This is a genomic window from Paenibacillus lutrae, from assembly GCF_009757775.1.
GTDB lineage: Bacteria > Bacillota > Bacilli > Paenibacillales > NBRC-103111 > Paenibacillus_F > Paenibacillus_F lutrae.
The window spans coordinates 1-21977 of the sequence record NZ_RHLK01000026.1 but is presented as its reverse complement, the minus strand read 5'-3'; the positions used below and the strand labels follow the sequence as shown (position 1 = coordinate 21977).

The following is a 21977-nucleotide window of genomic DNA, read 5'->3' as shown; positions in this document are numbered from 1 at the left end:
TCTGCTGCAATAGTCTGCTAGCTGACGGCTGATCCCGGGACTTGCGCGCTTGCGCCGAATACGGATTCTTCAAGTAATTCAGCGATATCCCTCGCCTTGACCGTTTCTTCGACTTCCTTCATCTTGGTACCGTCTTCTATCATCGTCAGGCAGTACGGACAGGCAGACGAAATCACTGCCGGCTTCACTTCTAGCGCCTGCTCGGTCCGCGCGAGATTGACCCTCTTGCCGGCTGTTTCTTCCATCCACATCATGCCGCCGCCTGCACCGCAGCACATCCCGTTCTCCCGGCTGCGCTCCATTTCAACAAGCTCAACGCCCGGGATTGCCTTTAATACATTACGGGGCTGATTATAGACGTTATTGTAACGGCCGAGGTAGCACGAATCGTGGTACGTGATCCTCTCTTTAACCTCATGGCTCGGTATCAGCTTTCGTTCACGGACTAATTGATCCAGCAGCTCGGAATGATGCAGCACTTGTGCTTCGAACCCGAACTCCGGGTATTCATTCTTCAGTGTGTTGTACGTATGCGGACATGCGGTCACAATTTGCCTCACCCCGTATTTCCGGAAAATTTTAATATTTTCCTCGCACAGCTGCTGGAAAAGAAATTCGTTGCCCAGGCGGCGCGGGGTATCCCCTGAATTCTTCTCTTCATTGCCGAGGATCGCAAAATTCACCTGCGCCTGATTCATGAGACGAACGAGCGAACGCATAATTTTACGGCTGCGGTTGTCATAAGAACCCATCGAACCGACAAAAAGCAGAACTTCAAAATCCGGGTTCTCTTGTACCGTAGGGACACATTGCTGTCCTTGCTGATCCATCTCCTGAACCCATTTCACTCGGTCATTGCGGCTGATGCCCCACGGATTTCCCTGCCTCTCGATATTCTGCATCGCCCTTTGTCCGTCATGAGGCATACTTCCCTGCATCAGGACCAGCTGACGGCGCAGATCGATGATTTTATCCACATGCTCATTGGCTACCGGACACTGATCTTCACAGTTGCGGCACGTCGTGCAGGACCAGATTTCCTCTTCGGTCATTACATCCCCGACCAGCTCCATGTCTTCCGGCTTTTTATCGGTCTGTACCCAAGACTGCTTCTGTGCGTTCATAGTAGGGCCGATGTCGGTCGTCCCCGAGCCGCTCCAGGCGCCCGGTTGATGCTCTGAGGCCTTCATGGCATGAGCACTGCCTTCGCCAAACACAAAAGCGGGAACCCAGGGAGATTTGCCGGTAACCGCCGCCCCCTTTTCCGTCAAATGATCGCGCAGTTTTACAATGAGATGCATCGGAGACAGCATCTTCCCAGTGCTTGAAGCAGGGCACGCATTCGTACAGCGCCCGCACTCGACACAAGCATACAAATCAAGCATTTGCTTCTGCGTCAAATCTTCAATCTTGCTCAGCCCCAGCGATTCCGCCTCTTCATCTTCCAGATCCAGCCTGCGTAATCTGCCTGCGGGCTCCTGCCGTTTGAGCATGATATTCAGCGGAGCCGTGATCAGATGAAAATGCTTGGATTGCGGTACGTATACCAGGAAGGAAAGCAGAATAACCAGGTGCAGCCACCAGCAAATCCCGTACAGAACAACCGCCGACCCGGGAGAGAGCCACCCGAAAGCAGAAGCAATCAGCGATGAAACAGGAGCCAAGGCTGAAGCCTCCAATCCTTCCCGGATCCGGTCAAACCCCAACGTAAACAGGACGGACAACATCAGGCCGCAGATAAAAAATACGACCAGGCTGGGTTTCCAGCCTTTCTTTAAGCGCTTGATCTTCTCGCCGTACCGGCGATAAGCCGCATATCCCATGGCCAGCAGAATCGCAGCAACGGTAATTTCCTGAAGTAAGCCGAAAGCTTCGTAACCCGGAATCGGGAGCGGATGGCCGCTTAATCCTTTTACAATAATGTCTATGGCACCGAACTGCAGAATAATGAATCCGTAAAAAATAACGAGGTGCATGATGCCGCTTTTCGTGTCTTTGAGCAGTTTGGTCTGTCCGAACACCTCGATAAGAAAGGGCCCGATCCGCTTTTTCAGTTGTCCTCCCAGATTAACGGGCTGACCGAGTTTAACGTAGGAATACCGGTGATATACCGCTTTGGCGAACAGATATATTCCCAGACCTGTTACACCTATAAACAGAATCAACTGTACAATCGCTCCCGGCACCGGAAACAACCCCTCTCTAAGGTGATTAACAATGATTTTCTTTTCCACCATATAAAGCGCTTACATGAGTTGTACAAATAAAAGCATCGTTCATCTTATATGTTGCCGCAGAATGAATCATGCTTTGTCAGGGAGCAATATTTACAATAACCATGTTGACATGAGCAGGAATACCGCCTATTTCTTTCATTGACATTGCCCTGGATCTATTTTATGATGGCTGTATAAAAATGAATGAGTATTCATTCACGATTTATTCATATATTAGCACCGGGGTGATTCCATGACAAGCAAAAAAAAAGAAAAATACGATTTAATTATCGAAGCAGCGCTGAAAGTCTTTGCCGAGCACGGGTATCACCGTTCACAGGTTTCTAAGATTGCCAAAGCCGCAGGAGTGGCGGACGGCACCATCTATTTGTATTTCAAGCGGAAGGAGGATATTCTGATTTCCCTTCTTCAGGAGAAGCTTGGCGAGCTGGTAGCGAAATTTCACGCGAACATTGAAGAAACTACAAGCGCCAAAGAAGCATTGCGCAAGGTCTGCGAAATTCATTACACGGAGCTCGAGAACAATGTGGACCTCGCTTTTGTTACCCAAATCGAGCTGCGCCAAAGTTCTTTGGAACTGCGCCGGGAGATTGGAAAAGCTGTAAAGCCATATATTACATTAATTGAGCAATTGCTCATTAGAGGTGTGGAAGAGAAAGTGTTCCGGGCCGACCTCGATGTTAAATTAACGCGTCTGCTCATTTTTGGCGCTATGGATGAGGTTGTGACTTCCTGGTTAATTTCCGGCCGCAAGTACTCCCTCTCTGCACAGGTTGAAGGCACGGTTAATTTCTTTCTGCAAGGAATCCGGGCCTGATCCGATCACAGCTGAAGTATTTCATTACGATCCTCTGCTTCATTCTTTCCGTTCATCTGATTATCCGAAAGGGGACAATGACAATGAATGTATGTGTGCTCTTGAAACAAACGTTTGATACGGAGGAGAAAATCATTCTCGAAGAGGGCCGGATTTCGGAAGATGACGTCAAGTTCGTCATCAATCCTTATGATGAGTATGCGGTCGAGCAGGCCATCCAGATCCGTGACGGGCAGGGCGGCAAAGTAACGGTCGTCTCGATCGGACCGGAGCGGAGCGCCGAAGCACTCCGAAGCGCGCTTGCCATGGGCGCGGACGAAGCGGTACTCATCTCTGATGAGCGGATCGGGGCCGATGAATATGCGGTTGCACAGGTCCTCCATGCTTTTGCATCCCGGGAATCTTTTGATTTGTATCTGGGCGGGAATTTCTCAGTCGATAACGGTTCCGGTCAAGTCGCCATACGCCTGGCCGCACTTCTCGAAATCCCTCATGTCAGTTCCATCACCAAACTGGAGCTTAAAGACGGGCAAGCCACAGTCCACCGGGATGCGGAGGGGGATCTTGAAGTGGCCGAAGTTACACTGCCCGCGCTGTTCACCGCCCAGCAGGGCTTGAACGAGCCCCGCTATCCTTCGCTGCAGGGTATCATGAAAGCTAAGAAAAAACCATTCCGCCAGCTTACGCTTGATGATATCGGCCTGACTCCTGTCGAAGGACGTACCGAGCGCGTAGATCTCTTCCTCCCCCCTGCCAGGCAAGCCGGCAAAACGATTAAGGGAGAGCCGGCTGCCGCTGCGCGCGAACTGGTTCAGCTCCTGCGCTCCGAAGCCAAAGTCATCTAAACCGCAAGCGCAGGGATCTGCTATACGTATCTATCTTATAGATCGAGGAGGCATCCTGTCATGTCCCATTCTTATCTGGTTGTTGCTGAAAGCAAAGGCGGCTTGCTCCGCCAAGTATCCTTCGAAACAATCGCGGCCGCTAAAACGGCTGCTGAAGATGGAGATCATGTTGCCGCTGTTCTTATCGGTTCCGGCTTATCTTCTTTGGCCGGTGAGCTGATTTCTCATGGAGCGGACAAAGTCTATGTCGTTGACCACGCCGGTCTGGCTAACTATAACCCCGAGGCTTATTCGAAGGCTCTCCAATCCGTTATTGGGGCCGCCCTGCCTGATGCACTCTTGTTCGGCCACACGGCTATAGGCAAAGATTTGGCACCGAGAACCGCAGCCATACTAGGCGCAGGTCAAATATCGGATATAACGGGTGTCGAGCAAAAAGACGGCCGTGCGGTCTTCACCAGACCGATTTATGCGGGCAAAGCTATTGAAAAGAAAGCATTCACATCGTTTCCGTGGGTCGTTACGGTCAGACCGAGCAATATAGCCGTGCAAGAGGCACAGGAGGACCGTTCCGGCGAGGTGGTGAACATCGCGTACGAAGCTCCGTCTCTTCGTACCGTTATCCTCGAGGTCGTCCGGAAGACCTCGGGCAAGATCGACCTTGCCGAAGCCAAGGTCGTGATCTCCGGCGGCCGCGGCGTCAAGAGCCCCGGCGGCTTCAAGCCGCTCGAGGAACTGGCCGGCGTCCTCGGCGGAGCGGTCGGGGCGTCCCGCGGAGCATGTGACGCCGGGTACTGCGACTATGCGCTGCAGATCGGGCAGACCGGCAAGGTGGTCACGCCCGAGATTTACATCGCATGCGGAATCAGCGGCGCCATCCAGCATCTGGCCGGGATGAGCGGATCGCGGGTGATCATCGCGATCAACAAGGACCCGGAGGCGCCTATCTTCAAGGTCGCCGACTACGGCATTGTAGGCGACCTGTTCGAAGTCGTGCCGCTGCTGACGGAAGAATTCCGTAAGGCGCTGTAGGCACGACGCAAAGCCCCAATTTCGCTGACGGTTCTCCCGAGCGTAATTGGGGCTTTGTTCTTGCTGCGGCAGCTTGCGGCTGGTGACGGCTTGCCGGAAACAGGCAAATCCCCACATGCCGCCTTGCTCTTGTACTTGTACTTGCTCTCGTACTTGCACTTGCTCTCGCTCTCGCACTTGCACTTGCTCTTGCACTCGCACCTGCTCTTGCGCCTTACTCTTGCTCTACCCGTTCGATTTAATCGGTGACGCCAGTACGATCGTTCCGCGGGGCTGGTTGCCTGACGCGTCAGGCTCAAGAGTAATCGCAACCGTGTCGTAGTCACGAGGCTCGAATGTGTAATAAAGAGCGCCTTTCCCGTCACGAGTCAGGAACGTGCCCGCGTTTACTTTCTCTTCGCCTTTAATGAGCCAGACCTGGAACGCCTCACTGTTCTTGAGCTCAGGCAATTTCTCCGCTTGGACAACCAAATGTGTTCCTTTATTGTCTATGACGATTGTGGCCAGACCTTGCGCAACAATTCCTTCTGCTGCGGGATCAAGCTTAACAATTTGATCTGGCTTCAATGCTCTGGCAGGAAGAACATTCGCTTCCAGGCTGCCTTGAAGCGAATTTACATTCTGTTGAAGCTGAACATTAAGTTCCTTCAATGAATCTATATCATTACGGAGCTGGATATTCATCAGTCCGAGCAGTACTGCAGCAGCAGATACACCTGTTATCACTGCTTTTCGAATCAAAGAACCTCGTTTCCGTATACCTCTTGTAACACCCGCTTCATCCAGCGTTCTGATGTTGCCGTTCCCGGCAATACCCCGCGCCGTATCTCCATTATTTTGATTCTGCGCCTTGTCCGCTGAACGCTGGTTCTCTCCGGATTCGAAGCCTGTTGGTCCTTCAGATCGTGCCAAGGGTACCCATTCCTTCGCTGCCTGAGCAACCCTTTTAACATCCTTATTTGTATCTTGCTTATTTGTATCTTGCTTGTTAATTTTCTCCGTCTGATCACCAGCGCTTTCCTCCGAAACCGCCTTACCCGTTCCCAGCACTTGACCTAATACACGCTGCTTCATTCCCGCAGGAACTGCAACCGGTTCTGCCGCCAAGGGGAGATGTTCTAAGACACTTTGCAGTTCAGCCACCTCGGCCTGACAATGCAAGCATGTGCTCAGATGCTGTTCGAATAGCTTTCTTTCCGAATCGGCTAGTCCCCCCAGCACGTAAAGTTCCACCCATTCGCAGGTTTGCGGAGTCTGTTGATTATTCATGCGCATTCTCCCTCCTTCTATGGCCGGATAACCTTTCTTTGAGCTGTTTCATCGCCAGCCTCACCCTACTTTTGACGGTTCCGAGCGGAATACTCTGATTATCGGATACTTCCTGCTGGGTGTATCCCTCAAAATAAATAAGATCAATGACCTGCTTCTGATCTGCGTTCAAATGCTCCATGGCAGCTGCAATTTCTAACCCCATCAGATGAAGCTCCGCCTGCTCCTCTGTGCCTCTGCCTGTGTCAGCCATCTGAAGAATCTGATCCGGCTCCGCCAACTGACTGGCTGTACGGGTATGTTTTTTGCGCAGGATATCGATGGCTATATTCCTCGTAATCGCGAACATCCAAGTCGTTAATTTACCGTGTGTATCCTCATATCGCTCTGCATGATTCCAAATGCGCATAAACAGCTCCTGAACCACTTCTTCCGCCATCATGGTGTCTTTAACAATACGGTAAGCGAATGCATATATGGGCCGTTCGTAACGGTCATAAAGTTGTTCGAGAGATGCTGCATCTTTGTCCATAATCGAGCGAATAAGCTGCGTATCATCCAGCTTTTCGTTCATCAAGGGACCCCTTCCTATCTAGATTCCCTTCATTATAACTTTCGTAACAGGGGATCGCTTGGATTTGTTGAAAAAAAAGTTTTTTAGAAAGTTATATAAAAGAGTGATCCAAATGACCTCCTACTGCGTTTCACTGAATAGAACCGTTTGAAACGCAACGCAAACGGCAGCCCACCATTCGAAAGGACGTGTCTTCACATGAAATCATTTCGTACCAAATGGATAGCTACTCTGCTCGCGCTAGTCCTGCTGCTTCCTTCAGCAGCATTTGCGCACACGCCATCCCCGGGAGGAGCCGGCGCAGATCTCCGCTCCAGTCTGGGCCAAATGTTCGGCGATCACGCCCTGTTAGCCGCCTTCACGATGCAAAAGGGGATCGACGGCAAAGCCGACTTCAACCAGTCTGCAGCTGCTTTGAATGCGAATACCGACGAAATTACAGCGGCCATCGCTTCGGTATACGGCAAGGAAGCCGGTACAGCATTTAAGCCTATCTGGGCTTCACACATCGGTTTTTTCGTCGATTATGTAAAAGCGACCGGCGCCAAAGACGAAGCCGCACGTCAGAAGGCGCTTGCCGATTTGGAAGTTTACCGGATGAAACAGGCCGAGTTCTTTGCTTCCGCCAATCCTAACCTTCCTAAAGAAGCGGTAGCCTCTTCACTCAAAATTCACATCAACCATCTGCTCGTTGCTTTTGACAGCTATGCAGCCAAAGATTACGACAAAGCCTACGAACAAATTCATACCGCTTACGTTCATATGTTCGAGACAGGCGACACCATTGCAGGAGCTATTGCCGCACAGTTCCCGGACAAATTCGCGCCGGCAAGTGTCAAGAACCCTGCTTCAGATGTACGTTCCCTGCTGGAAAGAGTTCTAGGCGAACATGCGACACTGGCCGTTATCGCGATGCAGAAAGGAATTGATGGCGCTGCAGACTTTAACCAAGCAGCCGGAAGTCTGAATGCGAACACGGATGAACTGACCCGAGCGGTAAGCTCTGTCTATGGAGATGAAGCAGGTCAAGCCTTCAAGACCATCTGGTCGTCCCACATCGGTTACTTCGTTGATTATGTGAAAGCAACAGCGGCCAAGGACGAAACTGCGCGCCAGAAGGCACTTTCCGATTTGGAAGCTTACCGGATGAAGCAAGCCAAGTTTTTTGAGGATGCGAATCCAGAGTATTTCAAGAAAGATGTCATTGCTGAGGGCCTCAAAACTCATATCCGCCACCTGCTTGCAGCTTTTGACAGCTATGCAGCTAAAGATTATGACAACGCCCACAAGAATGCACGCGAAGCTTATGCACACATGATTCCAACGGGCGCCATGCTTGCATCGGGAATTGTTGCACAGTTCCCCGATAAGTTCCATGGAGGAGATCAAGGCTCGATGACTCCTGTTGTGAAATTCCAGATCGGCAGCCAAACTCTTATGTTGGATCAAAAAGCTGTCATGATGGACGTAGCTCCTTTCATCAAACAAGAGTGGAGTTTCATTCCCCTCCGCTACCTTGCCGAAGGCATCGGTGCTGAAGTCACTTGGGATGCGGCAACTCAAACCGCTTGGGTTAAAGCGGGCAAAGATATGGCAACCTTCTGGGTGGGTAAAAATTATATGGAACTAAACGGTAAGAAAATGGAAATCGGCACTCCTGTTTTCCTTGAAGGAGGGCGCACGCAAGTACCTGTCCGTTTCATTGCCGAGTTGTTCGGATGGGATGTGAAATGGGAAAATACAGCGAGAACAATCCAGTTAACCAAGAAAGAAGCTGCACATACGCAGCATTAATCTGGATTGATGACTCCCGGCCTGTACAAGAATAGAACACCAAAAAGGACCGCTCATGCAGCGGTCCTTTTTGTCGTTATCATCCCAACAACCGATCCTGCGAGCGTCCGTTCATAGAACCCGCAGCCATTTCCACACGGCATAAACGCCTGCTGCTGCTGAACAACCTAAAGCTGCTGCTCTGCATTCCATCAGGAACGATTTGCCTGCACCCGGATAGTCGAATTCCTTTGCGCTCATCCACCCGGCACCGCAATAAAACACGTATAGCACGAGAAGCAGCATAACCGGCAGAACCCGAAACTTTTCCCACTTGAGGCTCCCTGACCGATATCGCAGAAAATAGAGGCAGAATGCTAAATACGCCAAAGTATACAGCAGAAAAAAGAACCATTCAGACTTACTTACGTATCCAAGCGGCTCTGTCTCGCCTAAAGCCGCCAGCCATAAGGCATGTGCCAGCATGCCCGCAGCTAATGAAAGGAAGCTTGCACCCCAAACTACCCAGGAGGCCATAAACCGTGCCGAGGACAACATTCTCTCTTGAGCCAGGCTCTCTTTACGTTTCGCGATCACATCCTACCTCCCGCAATTCGAAAGTGGAGTCACTTCTTAACTATACGGATACAGCAAATGGATCATGACTGATGGAGAGTCCTTTCACCCTTTTGCAGGTTCAAGCTCTGTATAGGAGGGTTCATACATGAGTGAATGGATGAATAGAATGAGAATGGTTTGTACACCAGACTTCCTGTTATTAAAAAGCAAAAAGCCGGGGCCTCCCGGCCCCGGCTGCGCGCATGATGAGTCTAGCTAGTACGGATCTTTCAGTACAATTTATCCAAGACTGATTTTGCCGTATATTCCAGCGCCCGGTAAGTCTGATCCTTCATCTGGATTGCTACGGCCGTGGATAAAATATCGAGCAAATGGATTTGGGCCAGCTTGGATGAGAAAGCGCCTCCCTGAAGCGGTGTTTCTTTGGCTGTTGCAAGAAGAACAACATCACTCTGGTTAGCAATCGGAGAACGGGCATGATTGGTCAGACAGATGATAAATGCCCCTTTCGCTTTGGCCAGCCGGATAGCGTCAACGAGATCTTTGGTACTGCCTGTTGAAGATACCGCGACGACCACGTCACCCTTCTCAGCCAGAGATGCTGTCATCGCAATAATATGCCCGTCCGAGCCGGCATCTACATTAAAGCCAAGACGCATGAATCGGTACTTGGCATCCTGCGCCGTAATTCCGGACGATCCGACTCCAAAAAATAAAATTTTGCGGGCGGATAAGATAGCATCAATGGCTTTCTGAAGTTCCTGCACATTCAATAGAGATGTTGCGTTCTGAACAGCTTGGGAATTCTGGGAGGTCATCTTTTTCATGATCTGGTCAAGATCATCCGTCTCCTCAATCTTGCCGTGTACCTGTTCACTTGGCGTTGCCAAGACTTGGACGAGAGAAAGTTTAAACTCTTGATATCCCTTGTAACCTAGTTTACGGCACAACCGGATTACAGAAGTTTCTCCGACTTCAGCCTTTTCCGCCAAGTCCGTGATCGTATAGAATACCGTTGCCTCCGGGTCTTTCAGTACGGTATCGGCCACTTTTTGCTCAGATTTGGTAAGGGAGGAATAGATACTGTTGAGCAGCAACAGCGAGTTGTTCAAATCGGCGATTTTGCTCATAGATGGTACTCCTTTTCGTCATTCTGCGCGGTCAGGCAATCAGTTCACGTTTATCTTTTCTAGTCTCTTCTTTGAATAGTACTTGAAACATGTCGATTTGCCTAGTCCATAACGCCATATTTTTCAATATTTTACTAGCTGCGCCAACATTTTTTCCAGTTATAAGATGATGAATAAGGAACAAAATAGTAAAATTACTCTCTCGAACTGTCTAGAATCTTACTAGAAACATGCTGTAATACTGTGTATAGCGATCTTTCGACCTGTCTAAATAATGGAAATCTATGTATGCAATCCATATATCCAAATGGGAAATATTCGACACGATTCTTTTAAAAAGAATGTAGAATTACGGAGATTTTTGTAGAATGCAAGCAGAAATAAGGAACGAATATAACATTTTAGATCATTTTATCGAAGAAATATTCCATAATTCCGATGTCTGTGCGGGCATCCAAAACTAAGAAATGAGACTTTAGACATATTAATATACGAACACATGTTTGCTAAAATAGATTGTATTCCAATATCAGGAAAATAGAAAAAGAGGAGAGAACACACTATGAATAAAGAATTTCAAGCAGATGTAGCAATTATCGGCGGAGGAGTGGGGGGATGTGCTGCCGCCCTGTCCGCCGCCAAAATGGGAATGAACGTAATTATGACGGAAGAAACCGAATGGATCGGGGGTCAGCTGACAAGCCAAGCCGTACCGCCGGACGAGCACAAATGGATCGAACAATTCGGATGTACCCGAAGCTTCAGGCAGTTCCGCAATGGAGTCCGGGATTATTACCGCACTACTTTTCCACTGACGGCTGAAGCCCGCTCCGTAGTCAATCTTAATCCGGGCAACGGCGGAGTCAGCCGGCTCTGTGCCGAACCGCGTGCTTATCTGGCCGTTCTGACCGCCATGCTCGCACCTTATGTAAACAGCGGGAAGCTGATTATCCTGACTCGGCACCGGATCACCGGCGCTGAAATGGACGGAGATCAGGTCCGGGCGGTCACAATCAAACATCTGGATCAGGGGCACAAACACACGATTCATGCCTCCTATTTCCTGGATGCAACGGAATGCGGGGACATGCTGCCGCTTACCAAAGCGGAGTACGTAACCGGCGCCGAATCCAAAGCCATGACCGGTGAACCCAGCGCCCCTGATGTTGCAGACCCCAAAGATATCCAGGCATTTACGGTTTGTTTTGCGATGGACTATTTTGAAGGAGAGAATCATGTCATTAAGCGGCCGAAGGACTATTCGTTCTGGCGCGATTACAAGCCGGATTTCTGGCCGGACAAGCTGCTCAGCTGGGTTTCCCCTAATCCTGTGACTCTTGAGCCGATGGAAGATACCCTCCTGCCGGGAACGGATAAATATCCTCTTTTTAATTACCGCAGGGTCATTGATAAGTCGAATTTCAAGCCGGGTACATACCCGAGTGATATTTCGATTGTTAACTGGCCGCAGAATGATTACTGGCTCGGCAATATTTACGATGTTCCGGAGAAGGAAGCCAAGAAGAACTTAGAACAGGCTAAACAGTTGAGTTACTCGCTGCTGTACTGGCTGCAGACGGAAGCTCCGCGCCCCGATGGCAAAGCCGGATATCCGGGACTTCGCCTTCGTCCGGATGTGACCGGAACAGAGGACGGCATGGCAATGGCTCCTTATATTCGTGAATCCCGCCGGATCAAGGCTGAATTTACGGTTGCCGAGCAGCATGTCAGTGCCGCGATTCGCGGTGATCAAGGCGCGGAAGTGTTCCCCGACTCGGTAGGAATCGGCAGTTACCGGATCGACTTGCATCCGAGTATGACCGGGCGCACCTATCTGGACGTATCGTCGCTGCCTTTCCAGATTCCTCTGGGCAGTTTGATTCCGGTACGGATTAATAATCTGCTCCCGGCTTGCAAGAACATCGGCACCACTCACATTACGAACGGCTGTTACCGCCTCCACCCTGTAGAGTGGAACATTGGAGAGGCCGCGGGCTATCTGGCAGGCTATTGCGTCCAGCAAGGCGTGCAGCCGCGGCAAGTTCGAGCGGATCAGGCGAAGCTCACGGATCTGCAAAACATTTTGTCATGGAACGGTGTGGAATTATCCTGGCCGGTCATTACCGCTCTCTAGGACACGCAATAACAAAGCCTGACCTCCCGGCACTTTCATTCAGGCAGAGTAAGCAAACATCCCAACCCGTTGGATATGCAGGGTTGGGATGTTTGCCGCTCTACTACCCGTGAACTAGCTTGCACGAATCCGTACGGTCAGCAAAGTGTGGCTTACATCTTTTGCCCCATTTTGCTTATGGTCACTTCCACGATTTGCAGAGCACCTCTAAGATCATACAGCGCACGTGCTTTCACTTCCTCATGCATTCCCCTGTTTTGTTGAATGGTATCTATCACGCGAAGCAGACTTTTCTTTATCTCTTTAATCCGCCCCGGATTCAGCTTTGGCTTCTTGTCACCGCCCAGCTTTTGCACCACTTCATCCAATTGTTTGGAATACCACTTCTCCGCAGTGTGGTTCATCCCGCCAAGCGGCACATAGATGCGGTTGATTTTAGACTTCTGATCCTGCAGAATCCGGACTAAGGAATGAGCTGGACTGGCGTCTGGCACAATCGCTTGCTGGCGGTAGACACCAACTGCCGTTTCTTTATCATAGCCCCCTTCAATAAACGACTCGTATTCGAAAATCGCACTTCCGCTAATACCAAGCACATGGCTCGAAACGATCTGATCTACAAAGGCTTCCTTTGTCAAATGGATGAAAGAGCCTACACCGATGGTGACATAAGCTTTATTCTTAACTAATTCAAACGTTCGACGGGCATCCTCCAGGACAAGAGAAGTATCCAGCTTATAGGACATCGGATACACGTTGTCAATACGGTTATTCGCGACCCAGTTCATCGAATCTTGAAGCACATCCTCACGGGCGAGTTCATACTCTGGCCAGACAGCAGCAGTCACTTTTACACCCGGCTTTATTTTCTTCACCTCATCGGTAAGGCGTAGTACGAATTTATTTACAAATCCGACTCTCATGGTCACCCATTCCTCCCACAGCTTATCGCCGGGCTTCAAGGTTAGCGGATCTGCCCCGTACCGCTTCTTAAAAAGCCCCCGGGTATAAAGATCATATCCAAAATCGTTCGTATAATCTCCTGAACCCGGATAACGCGCATAGTCAAGATGCAGACCATCGACATCATAGCTCGATAGGATCTCTTGATACACGTTTATGAGAAAATCATGCACTTCGTTCAACGCGGGATTGATATAATAATAGCGGAAGCCGCTGGACACATCCTCCTGATAAGTCAAACCTTTGCGGCTTAATAGGGACCATTCCGGTTTGTTCTTAATAACGGGACCCGGCTCCGGACCTCCTGCGAAGAAATTTTCCACCCATGCATGAATTTCGATTCCTCTTTTTTTGCCTTCAGCCAAATAAGCTGCCAGAACATCGAACCCGTTGTACACGGGATTATGCATAGTAATTTTATTTTTCGTCGGGAAGATGGTATATCCGTTCCAGAATGTCTCCACGAATACTTGATTGATATGAGCCCCTTCAATTTTATCCATAGCCTGCCGCACCTCTTCTATGGAGTTCTCCTTGGGCCGAAGCCATATGCCCCGGTTTTCCACAGACCTTGATTCAACGTTCATGGAGCGCACGCTGGTCGCTGTCCGGTCCAGATCTTTCAAGATTTGAGCCAGACCTACGATTCCTTTCTCCGATAAATGCCTGCCCGCTTCCTCACGGAGTTTCTTCACGGTATCAATTTGTTTGCGCAACTTATCATACGGCACATCCAGAAACAGGCGTTTGGATTCCTCCAGTGCCAGTTCCGCCTTCGCTGCCGTAATTTGCGCTTTGTCCAGCAAAGACTGAGGCGTCCACAAAATCATTACCTGCTTCTCTGCCCGATTAACCACAACCCTCGCTCCTATAGCCGCATAACGGGTAAGCCATGTTCTATAGGAGCCGTGTCCCGAAAGAACATAACCGCCGGCAGGAATGGACCGGTTGTTGCCCCCGATGCCGATAATTTTACCGGCTGCATTTACGACAACTTCGCTTCCCCAAGGATTGGTCCCGCTTGAAGAGCCATAGCCGCTGTCATAAACTATGAATTGTTCAGCTCCCCTCATTCCCGGGAGAGGCTTACGATTGCCATCATCCCAACCAGCCGGATTATCTTCACGCTTGCGCGGATTAAATGCATCAAAGCCGATTGTCGATGCCTGATACAAGTAATCGTTCTCAAGCTCGATTATAACGGCTGTACCCGGCACTGCACGTTTGAGCAGCTCTTGGTAGCAGGGATTAAGCGACTGGACAGATAAGACATAGCCCTCCGGAGGGATTGGAGAGTTATTGTCTGCGAACTGTCCGCTGCCATCCATTCGCATGTCTCTGACACTTACAATCATCCCGTTCAGAATAGTTGCCTCCAACCCCCAGGCATTCGTGCGTGTCTTTGTCCCGTAGGAAGAATGATACAGGACCGCTTCTCCTTCGTATCTGGTTCCGTTCACTTTGTCAATCGGAAGAACCAGATCACCGATACGCACGTATTTCTCGGGAAGCACGGGAATCTGCATATGGACCGTCTGCACGCTATCCCCGATATTCAGTGCTTGGAGCAGCCCTTTAACATTCCCGCTTCCGGATAAAACGTAACCGTTCCTTGGAATATAGGTGCCTTTGGTCCCAACCGAGACTTTATCGGCTACGATGCCACCGGTCAGGATCAGTTCTATTGTATTCGTGTCAAAAGAGGTCGTATAAGTGCCATAAGTGTTTGTAAAGACGGAAAGCTTGTTCTGCTCACGCGTTTGATCCACACCCGCTACGGGCAGGAAGGTTCCATCAGGCAGTTTCACATGAGGCCCGTATACGGATTCATTCACCGTCGCGGCCTCATGTTTACCCGGAACCGGCGGCCGCTTCGATTCGGGGCGAGGCGGTAACATGTCCTTATATGAGCGGCCTGCTTTCGGGCTGTCCGGCGGCACATCAAATCCGGGATATGCCCGGCTCTGCAATAGGAGTCCGTCGGCGCCACTCTCATCGTTAGATGCGCCATAAGCTCTCGAACATATATTCCATACGGACAGCATCACCAGAACCGTTAATAACGAATGTGCAAAGCGCCTGACCCGGCGGTATCGCTGTAATTCGCCATACTTCAACCTCATCTTCCTCCTTCTTCCTTGCTCAGAATTAAGCAGCATTCAGCACACCATTTTTGCAAGGTTCGACCGGGGGTATGGCAACTGAGTATTGGTTTACCCGTTTAACCTTCCCACTTATTGTCCCCGCAGATTCCCAATCCGATTAATTCCTTCTTCCAGCCGTTTAATCGCGTAACCATCTTCTAATTCACACCAAAAAAAGCCTCCCGAAGGAAGCTTTTTCTGGTGAATAACGATGCTATTGGGAATGAACATAGGACTGATCCCACCGCTTCCGGTCCCGCAAAGCTTTGAATAGCAAGAATACCGCATACACCCCGAGGATTCCAGCTAATATCCATGCTGTGTTGCGCACCAGAGGGACATTCCCATGTTCGATACCAATTCCGATAAACGCCCAAATGAACACGAGTACAAAAGGAACATCTTTCCGTATAAAACTAAACGTTAAAGCAAGCCCGGTTGCGAAGATAAGCAGGATAACAGCCCAGGTTTCTGATGAAATTCCCCAGCCGTCCCAACCAGAATTTTTGAGAAACACAGTAACATTCACAATAGTCGCCACGCAGATCCAAGCCAAATACAGGCTGAACGGAACCTGCACGAGCCAATACTCTCCGATAGCTCTTGATTCTCTTCCGTACCGGATCCGGTGGTACAACGAAATCAAGGTAACCAGAAGGGCGAGCATGACTACGACACTCCAGCCGATAAGAAAGTGGTGCCAGACGAAGATCCACGTTATATTCAGAATGCAGCTGAGTATAAACCAGTAGCTAATCCGTTCTACCGGCGGTCTCGAGCCTGTATCGCGGCGTGCTTGATACACGATAAATCCGGCTAACCCGATATAAATCAAAGACCATATCGAGAACACATATCCGGCCGGTGTGACTAAAGTAGGATAACGATCCGATACATCCCCGGGGGTCACCCCATTGATCGGAAGTGTCTGCGCCAGCGTGTTTACGACAAGCACTGCCAGAAGTGCGATAATATTGAGTACTTTTCTTGTCTTCTCCATCCCGGTCTCTCCTCCCATCTCATTCGTTTCTATTTTATGTTTAACCGTATGAGGAAAGAATTAATCCGGATGAAGAAGCCTGGCCGGGTGATAATTAAATCGCGCTACCCGCTTATTATCGTAAGATCTTTGGGGAATGAAGTTAGCACATCTACACCCGAAGCGGTAACCAGCACCTCATCTTCGATCCTTACGCCGCCTGTTCCCTGTACATAAACTCCCGGCTCAATTGTAAAAGTCATACCCGCTCTAAGAACCTCTTCATTGCGGCCATGCACGGAAGGATATTCGTGAACATCTAGCCCGAGTCCATGACCGAGCCTGTGGTTAAAATAAACACCGTAACCCGCCTCTTCGATCGTGCTGCGGGCAGCCGCATCCACAGATGCGAATGTGGCACCCGGACGGACCGCTTCGATCCCGGCACGGTTGCCTGCAAGAACCGTTTCGTAAATCCGCCGCTGCTCTTCAGAAGCTTCTCCGACAATGAACGTCCGGGTGATGTCCGAAGCGTACCCGTTCAGGTAGACTCCAAGATCAAAGAGCAGCAAGTCCCCCCGGCTAATGGTACGTGAACATGGTACACCATGCGGCAGAGCTGAGGCCGCTCCAGTCAATACCATCGTTGAGAAAGACGGGCCTTGTGCACCTAATTTCTTCATTTGATATTCCAGTTCGGCGACAATATCGATCTCCGCTGTGCCGATCTTTACTTTCTCCAGGCCCCGCCGCAGTACTTCCTCGACAACCTCTGCTGCCCGGCGCATAAGGACGACCTCTTCCGGTGTCTTAATCACCCGCATATTGCGAAGCTGTTCATCCACGGCAGTAAAACGGCCGGCCTGCACGAAACCGCGCAGCTGTTCATAACGGCTGAGTGTCCAGTGCTCGGATTCGATCCCAACCGCATTAAGTCCCGCAGGCAGCAAACCTTGAAGAATTTCATACGCGGAATCCGTATCTTGATGAGTATAAACCCGTTTGACGGAGGAAGCCTGGACAGCCGCTTCTTCATCCAGAGCAGGTACGAGCAGAAACGGATCTTGACCGTTGACCAAGACCAGTCCGAGGAAGCGTTCATGCGGATCCGACGCAAATCCCGTCAAATAATACACATGTCTAGGCAGCGTAACGATAACTGCATCCAGTGAATTTTGTTCCATATATCCCGTTAATTGCTGTAATCTCTCGTTCATTTCAATCCCCTTTTCATTCGTTTTATAACTGTTAATTTTCGTGTACCGATCCTCTTATCATAACACGGCCGGCTTCCCGCTCCCAAACCGGACTCTAAACTCCCGAAACCTTCGGGAACGAAGAGTAAAGATACTGAGGCCTCTGTCTATGCTGCCTGTGACGGGTATTATGTGAATGAATGCAGAAGACCATGCTCCCTATTCTTTTCCGGATGGGAGTCATGGTCTTCTATCACTTACCTTCTGTCTTTGCGCTTCAATATCTCAACAATCAGTGCGAACAGCACAAAGCCGACCGCGAAACCGCCCAGATGGGTATACAAATCAACGTTAGGCACGATGAGTGAGAACAGCAGACCGCTTACGAGAATGATAACAATCGTCTGTCTCGTTCCCTGATCCAGGAACTGTCTGCGGAAAATAGACAGGTACAAGTAGGCCGCATACAGGCCGTAAATGGCCCCAGAAGCTCCTGCTGCCACATACTTATCCGTATGAAGCATAAAGGAGATGGCGCTTCCCAGCGCTCCGCTAATGATGTAAAAAGCGGCATAGCGGGCGCTTCCGAGCATTCTCTCCAAAGGTGGAGCAAAAATGATCAGCGCGAAGGTATTGAACAAAAGATGAGACAACCCGATATGAAGGAACATCGCCGTGAAGAAACGCCACCACTCCGGCGGCAAATAACCAGGCACCGAATATAAAGCCCCGAAATCAAGCAGTGTCTTCGTATTCACGGAAGACCCTTTGATTTCCATTAAGATAAACAAAACCACATGCACAAGCGCAATCAGACTCGTTACCGGGTATCTTCTTATGTATTCCTTGAAGCTTTCATTTCGGACAAACAGCATGGGAGTCAATAATCTCCTTCAATAGTGGGATACCCTAATCATAATGGAAATACAAGAACGCCCGCAAGCCTTTGGCCTGCGGGCGTTCTCAGCTTTATTGAAGAGCACGTTTGATTTCGGCAATAAAAGCGGGCTCATCTTTGGGAGTACGGGACGTAATCAGATTCTTGTCGACCACAACTTCTTCATCGACGAACTTTCCTCCCGCATTCTGAACATCGTCCTGAAGCGGAGGATAACTGGTAAGAGTGCGGCCCTTTAATAGATCCGCGCTCATTAGAATCTGCGGACCGTGACAAATGGCCGCGATCGTTTTACCCGCTTCATCGAATTTCTTGACGAAATTCTGAATTCCTGGATTCATGCGCAGCGCTTCAGGGGATGATCCTCCCGGAATAACCACGGCATCGAATTCATCGGGCTTCACATCATCAATGCCCTGGTCTGCCGTATATTCTGCTTTTTGATTCTTTCCGGTCAGCAATTCACCCTTTTTAAGACCGACAATGACGACTTCATGGCCTTCTTCCTTTAACTTATCATAAGGTTCCTTCATTTCGGAATCTTCAAATTGCGATGCCAGCAGAAATGCGATTTTTTTACTCATGATACTTCCACTCCTTTAGTTATTCTTGATGTATATTCCTTATTTCGCTTAGATTTCATCCATTTGTTCCACATAACCGTTGTTGTTGCGAATTAACTCGACGATTTCTTGATAATCGTTCTCCGGCACTTTGGCCGACAAAACATAACGCAGGTTCTCATTGTCATCGTCTCCGCCCAACAAACCACTATCCTGGCCCCGGACTATTTTGTCGGGATCATGCTCTGCTTCGCCGTTATTTACAGCAGCGAAACCGGCAGGCCCCGATGAAGTTCCGACTGGCGTTCCGGGAACAGCTATATTGCCAGAGGTACCTGCATATCCAAATGGAGCCAGAATACCCGTCTGACGATCTAATCCTTCCGTTTCTCCAACCTCAATCTGTTCAGCCTGATAGGTTTGGAGCCGGATCCGAACATCTTCTGCATCGTTCTCTGTACGAAAATAAGCTTGTATATGTTTGCTCATTACGAACACCTCCAATACTAGAATCGTTCTCCTGCTGATATTACCCCCGCTTCCGAAAAATAACACAGGTTCTCAATAGGAAATATTTTTCATCCTGTCCAAACCGCCTTCGGGCACAACAAAATCGCAACAAAGAACGCTGCTAATGAAATCAGCAGCGTTCTAAACTTGAATCCAGGAATTAATTCGAAGAGTCTGGCGCCGGTGTAGGTTTAGGGGTAGACGCGCTCTTCCCTCCTCCATCCGGTTTGACGGTTTCCTTAGGCACTTCTGTCGGCTTTGGCGTCGTCTCAACAGGAGGCTTACCCGCATCCGGCTTATCAGCAGGCTTAGCGGTAGGCTTAGGCGACCCAGTCGGCCTCTGAGTGTTGTTAGGCGTCTCCTTGTTAACGCTTATTGTTGGAGAAGGCTTTATGCTCGGATTGAAGGAAGGTGTCCTTGTCGGTGCAGGAGATTCGGACGGTCTTACACTCTGCTTAGGTGTCTTAGTCGGTGTAGGCTTCACGGAGCGTCCATCCTCCTGACTGCCAATCCCGGAACTATTCTTAGGTGTATGACTTGGATTCATGCTAGGTATCCAGCTCGGATCCAGACGCAGGTTGAGGGCCGCTTTTGCTTTCTCCACCTCTTCGTCAACCAGCACGATATACGGACTTACCCAATCACCGGTGAGACTGATAAACTCGATGTTCTGAGTATCAATGGTAATGTATTTCGTAATCAGGTCATAAATCTGGCTGGATGGAATATCCGTTTTCATATTGTTGCCGACCGCATCCAGAATCCCCCCGATGCTTGCAACTCCGCCGACACTCTTCAGTTCTTTTACAATTTCATTCAGAACTTGCTGCTGTCGTTCATTACGTGCAATATCCGTGGACTCCGCTGTATTGCGGTTTGATTTACGATAACGGATGAAGTCCAGCGTCTGCTTACCGTTCAGCGTCTGCACGCCTTTTTTCAAATTAATGTCCGTGCCGTCCCAGTTGTCTACGTATCTCATATCCATATCCACATTCAAGGTCAAACCGCCCAGTTCATCAACAATCTGCTTGAATCCGTCAAAATCGATGGTTGCCATATAATCAAACTTCACTTCGAAAAAACCGCCGAAAAATTCTTTCGTTTTTTTCATCGCTGTTTCCGGTTCAGTCAGGGTAAAATGTGGGTAAAAATAGTTAGCTTTATGGGATTCGCCGTTCTTTTTCAGCTTCATTTCCACGTCGCGCGGCAGAGAAACGACCGTCGCAGACTTCGTCTCCGGGTTGAGTGTAACCGCCATAATGACATCACTGTTCAGTGTACCGGTTTCTTCACGGGAATCGACACCCATCAGCAGGATGCTGAGCGGCTTAACTTTTGCTGACTGTGCAGCGGGAACGACTTCCGTTGTTCCGACTTTCTTGATGAGAGAGTCCGTCTTCGAATATAGGAAACCGACATAGGTACCGATCCCGATAATAAACATTAGGATCAGGATACCGCTGGTGACGGTTATTTTTTTCCAGAGGGGCCATTTGGGTTTCTTTCTTAGCTTGCGCTTCGGACCAATACCAGCGGAAATTGGGGATGAATTCGGGTTGGTGACATCAGACATAGGAGAAGACCTCAATTCTTGAGTATAATTAAACTGTTGGTAGAAATGTATAAGCAGGAAATTCAGATGGTATAATTATATATAAGGTAAGGAGAGGAAAGAGTTACAAAATAGTTAAACATTCGACAGATTCCCTTTTCTATTATGCCAAAGAGGTGAGAATCATGCAATTCATGAATATTTTATGCGCATATGACGGTTCTAAGATTTCGAAACAGGCGCTTGAAAAAGCCGCAGCACTGGCAAAGAGCAATCCGGGTGCCGTGCTGGACGTCGTACATGTGGCAAGCATGCCTTCCCTGGTTGTCGGTGAAGCTCTGATCGCAACTCCGGCTGTTATGTCGGGCGAATATTATGAAGCTGCCGAAGAGATCGCGGAGGAAGCCAGACAGCGTCTTCTCTCACTCTCCCAGCCCGCGGATGTACATATTCTGAACGGCAATCCCGGCCGGATGATCATCGAACATGCGGAACGCACGAATAGAGACCTGATTATTATCGGCAGCCGCGGTTTGAACGGAGTCAGAGAATGGGTGCTGGGCAGCGTGAGCCATTATGTGGTGCAGCATGCCAAGATTCCCGTTCTGGTTATCAAATAAGGAGATTTACCTTCGAAGCACCTCTTAGGAGGTGCTTTCAGATTGCAGACAAACTCCTTTGTTCCGAATGGAACTCAGGAGTTTGTCTTGTTTGGAGAAATAAAAAACTCAAAAATGCAGTAAGTTTCTGTTTTGAGCCACCGGTTCTCCAAAGCCAGG

At 49.5% G+C, this 21977-nt stretch carries 18 protein-coding genes; 6 read left to right on the top strand and 12 right to left on the bottom strand.

Annotated elements, in window-relative coordinates; all coding sequences use genetic code 11:
• Positions 1-17 precede the first annotated feature (17 nt).
• Entirely contained in the window at positions 18-2186 is a 2169-nt protein-coding gene (locus EDM21_RS23785; RefSeq protein ID WP_338044043.1) for a (Fe-S)-binding protein, read from the bottom strand.
• A 283-nt stretch (positions 2187-2469) separates the two neighbouring features.
• Here EDM21_RS23785 and EDM21_RS23780 point away from each other — a divergent pair, with 283 nt between their 5' ends.
• The 3 genes from EDM21_RS23780 (at position 2470) to EDM21_RS23770 (ending at position 4931) form a co-directional block, all read left to right on the top strand.
• A complete protein-coding gene (locus EDM21_RS23780) occupies positions 2470-3054 on the top strand; it encodes a TetR/AcrR family transcriptional regulator (RefSeq protein ID WP_157338860.1) in 585 nt (194 codons plus the stop codon).
• A gap of 83 nt (positions 3055-3137) precedes the next feature.
• Positions 3138-3899: an electron transfer flavoprotein subunit beta/FixA family protein gene (locus tag EDM21_RS23775; protein ID WP_157338859.1), complete on the top strand. Its 762-nt coding sequence runs from the start codon at positions 3138-3140 to the stop codon at positions 3897-3899.
• Between the two features lie 60 nt (positions 3900-3959).
• Positions 3960-4931, top strand: coding sequence for an electron transfer flavoprotein subunit alpha/FixB family protein (locus tag EDM21_RS23770; RefSeq protein ID WP_157338858.1), 972 nt, complete (start codon positions 3960-3962; stop codon positions 4929-4931).
• Positions 4932-5156: 225 nt separating this feature from the next.
• On the opposite strand, the gene EDM21_RS23765 is transcribed toward EDM21_RS23770, so the two are convergent.
• Both EDM21_RS23765 and EDM21_RS23760 read right to left on the bottom strand, forming a co-directional pair.
• Positions 5157-6200, bottom strand: a complete 1044-nt coding sequence (locus EDM21_RS23765) for an anti-sigma factor domain-containing protein (protein WP_157338857.1) — start codon at positions 6198-6200, stop codon at positions 5157-5159.
• Positions 6193-6774: an RNA polymerase sigma factor gene (locus tag EDM21_RS23760; RefSeq protein ID WP_157338856.1), complete on the bottom strand. Its 582-nt coding sequence runs from the start codon at positions 6772-6774 to the stop codon at positions 6193-6195. Before EDM21_RS23760 ends, EDM21_RS23765 begins: the two co-directional genes overlap by 8 nt.
• Positions 6775-6972: 198 nt before the next feature.
• Here EDM21_RS23760 and EDM21_RS23755 point away from each other — a divergent pair, with 198 nt between their 5' ends.
• Entirely contained in the window at positions 6973-8568 is a 1596-nt protein-coding gene (locus EDM21_RS23755) for a copper amine oxidase N-terminal domain-containing protein (protein WP_157338855.1), read from the top strand.
• A gap of 111 nt (positions 8569-8679) precedes the next feature.
• Here EDM21_RS23755 and EDM21_RS23750 read toward each other — a convergent pair whose 3' ends face one another.
• The gene (locus tag EDM21_RS23750; protein WP_157338854.1) at positions 8680-9144 is read right to left on the bottom strand and encodes a hypothetical protein; all 465 of its coding nucleotides are present in this window, start codon (positions 9142-9144) and stop codon (positions 8680-8682) included.
• A gap of 251 nt (positions 9145-9395) precedes the next feature.
• Positions 9396-10256 carry a MurR/RpiR family transcriptional regulator gene (locus tag EDM21_RS23745; RefSeq protein ID WP_157338853.1) on the bottom strand — a complete coding sequence of 287 codons (861 nt, stop codon included), beginning with the start codon at positions 10254-10256 and terminating at the stop codon, positions 9396-9398.
• Positions 10257-10818: 562 nt separating this feature from the next.
• On the opposite strand from EDM21_RS23745, the gene EDM21_RS23740 reads away from it, so the two are divergent.
• Entirely contained in the window at positions 10819-12390 is a 1572-nt protein-coding gene (locus tag EDM21_RS23740; protein WP_157338852.1) for an FAD-dependent oxidoreductase, read from the top strand.
• A gap of 152 nt (positions 12391-12542) precedes the next feature.
• Here EDM21_RS23740 and EDM21_RS23735 read toward each other — a convergent pair whose 3' ends face one another.
• The 7 genes from EDM21_RS23735 to EDM21_RS23705 all read right to left on the bottom strand — a co-directional run bounded on the left by EDM21_RS23735 (position 12543) and on the right by EDM21_RS23705 (position 21219).
• Positions 12543-15470, bottom strand: coding sequence for a glycoside hydrolase family 10 protein (locus tag EDM21_RS23735; RefSeq protein WP_235918344.1), 2928 nt, complete (start codon positions 15468-15470; stop codon positions 12543-12545).
• A gap of 241 nt (positions 15471-15711) precedes the next feature.
• Complete coding sequence (locus EDM21_RS23730; protein WP_157338851.1) at positions 15712-16497, bottom strand: TspO/MBR family protein; 786 nt, start codon at positions 16495-16497, stop codon at positions 15712-15714.
• A gap of 104 nt (positions 16498-16601) precedes the next feature.
• A complete protein-coding gene (locus EDM21_RS23725; RefSeq protein ID WP_157338850.1) occupies positions 16602-17693 on the bottom strand; it encodes a M24 family metallopeptidase in 1092 nt (363 codons plus the stop codon).
• Between the two features lie 236 nt (positions 17694-17929).
• Positions 17930-18547: a rhomboid family intramembrane serine protease gene (locus EDM21_RS23720; RefSeq protein WP_157338849.1), complete on the bottom strand. Its 618-nt coding sequence runs from the start codon at positions 18545-18547 to the stop codon at positions 17930-17932.
• A 94-nt stretch (positions 18548-18641) separates the two neighbouring features.
• The gene (locus tag EDM21_RS23715) at positions 18642-19154 is read right to left on the bottom strand and encodes a type 1 glutamine amidotransferase domain-containing protein (protein WP_157338848.1); all 513 of its coding nucleotides are present in this window, start codon (positions 19152-19154) and stop codon (positions 18642-18644) included.
• A gap of 48 nt (positions 19155-19202) precedes the next feature.
• Positions 19203-19622, bottom strand: a complete 420-nt coding sequence (locus EDM21_RS23710) for a hypothetical protein (RefSeq protein ID WP_157338847.1) — start codon at positions 19620-19622, stop codon at positions 19203-19205.
• A 181-nt stretch (positions 19623-19803) separates the two neighbouring features.
• Positions 19804-21219, bottom strand: coding sequence for an LCP family protein (locus EDM21_RS23705; RefSeq protein WP_157338846.1), 1416 nt, complete (start codon positions 21217-21219; stop codon positions 19804-19806).
• A gap of 164 nt (positions 21220-21383) precedes the next feature.
• Here EDM21_RS23705 and EDM21_RS23700 point away from each other — a divergent pair, with 164 nt between their 5' ends.
• Positions 21384-21818 (top strand): universal stress protein, encoded by a 435-nt coding sequence (locus EDM21_RS23700; protein WP_157338845.1) that lies wholly within the window; start codon positions 21384-21386, stop codon positions 21816-21818.
• Positions 21819-21977: the final 159 nt, after the last annotated feature.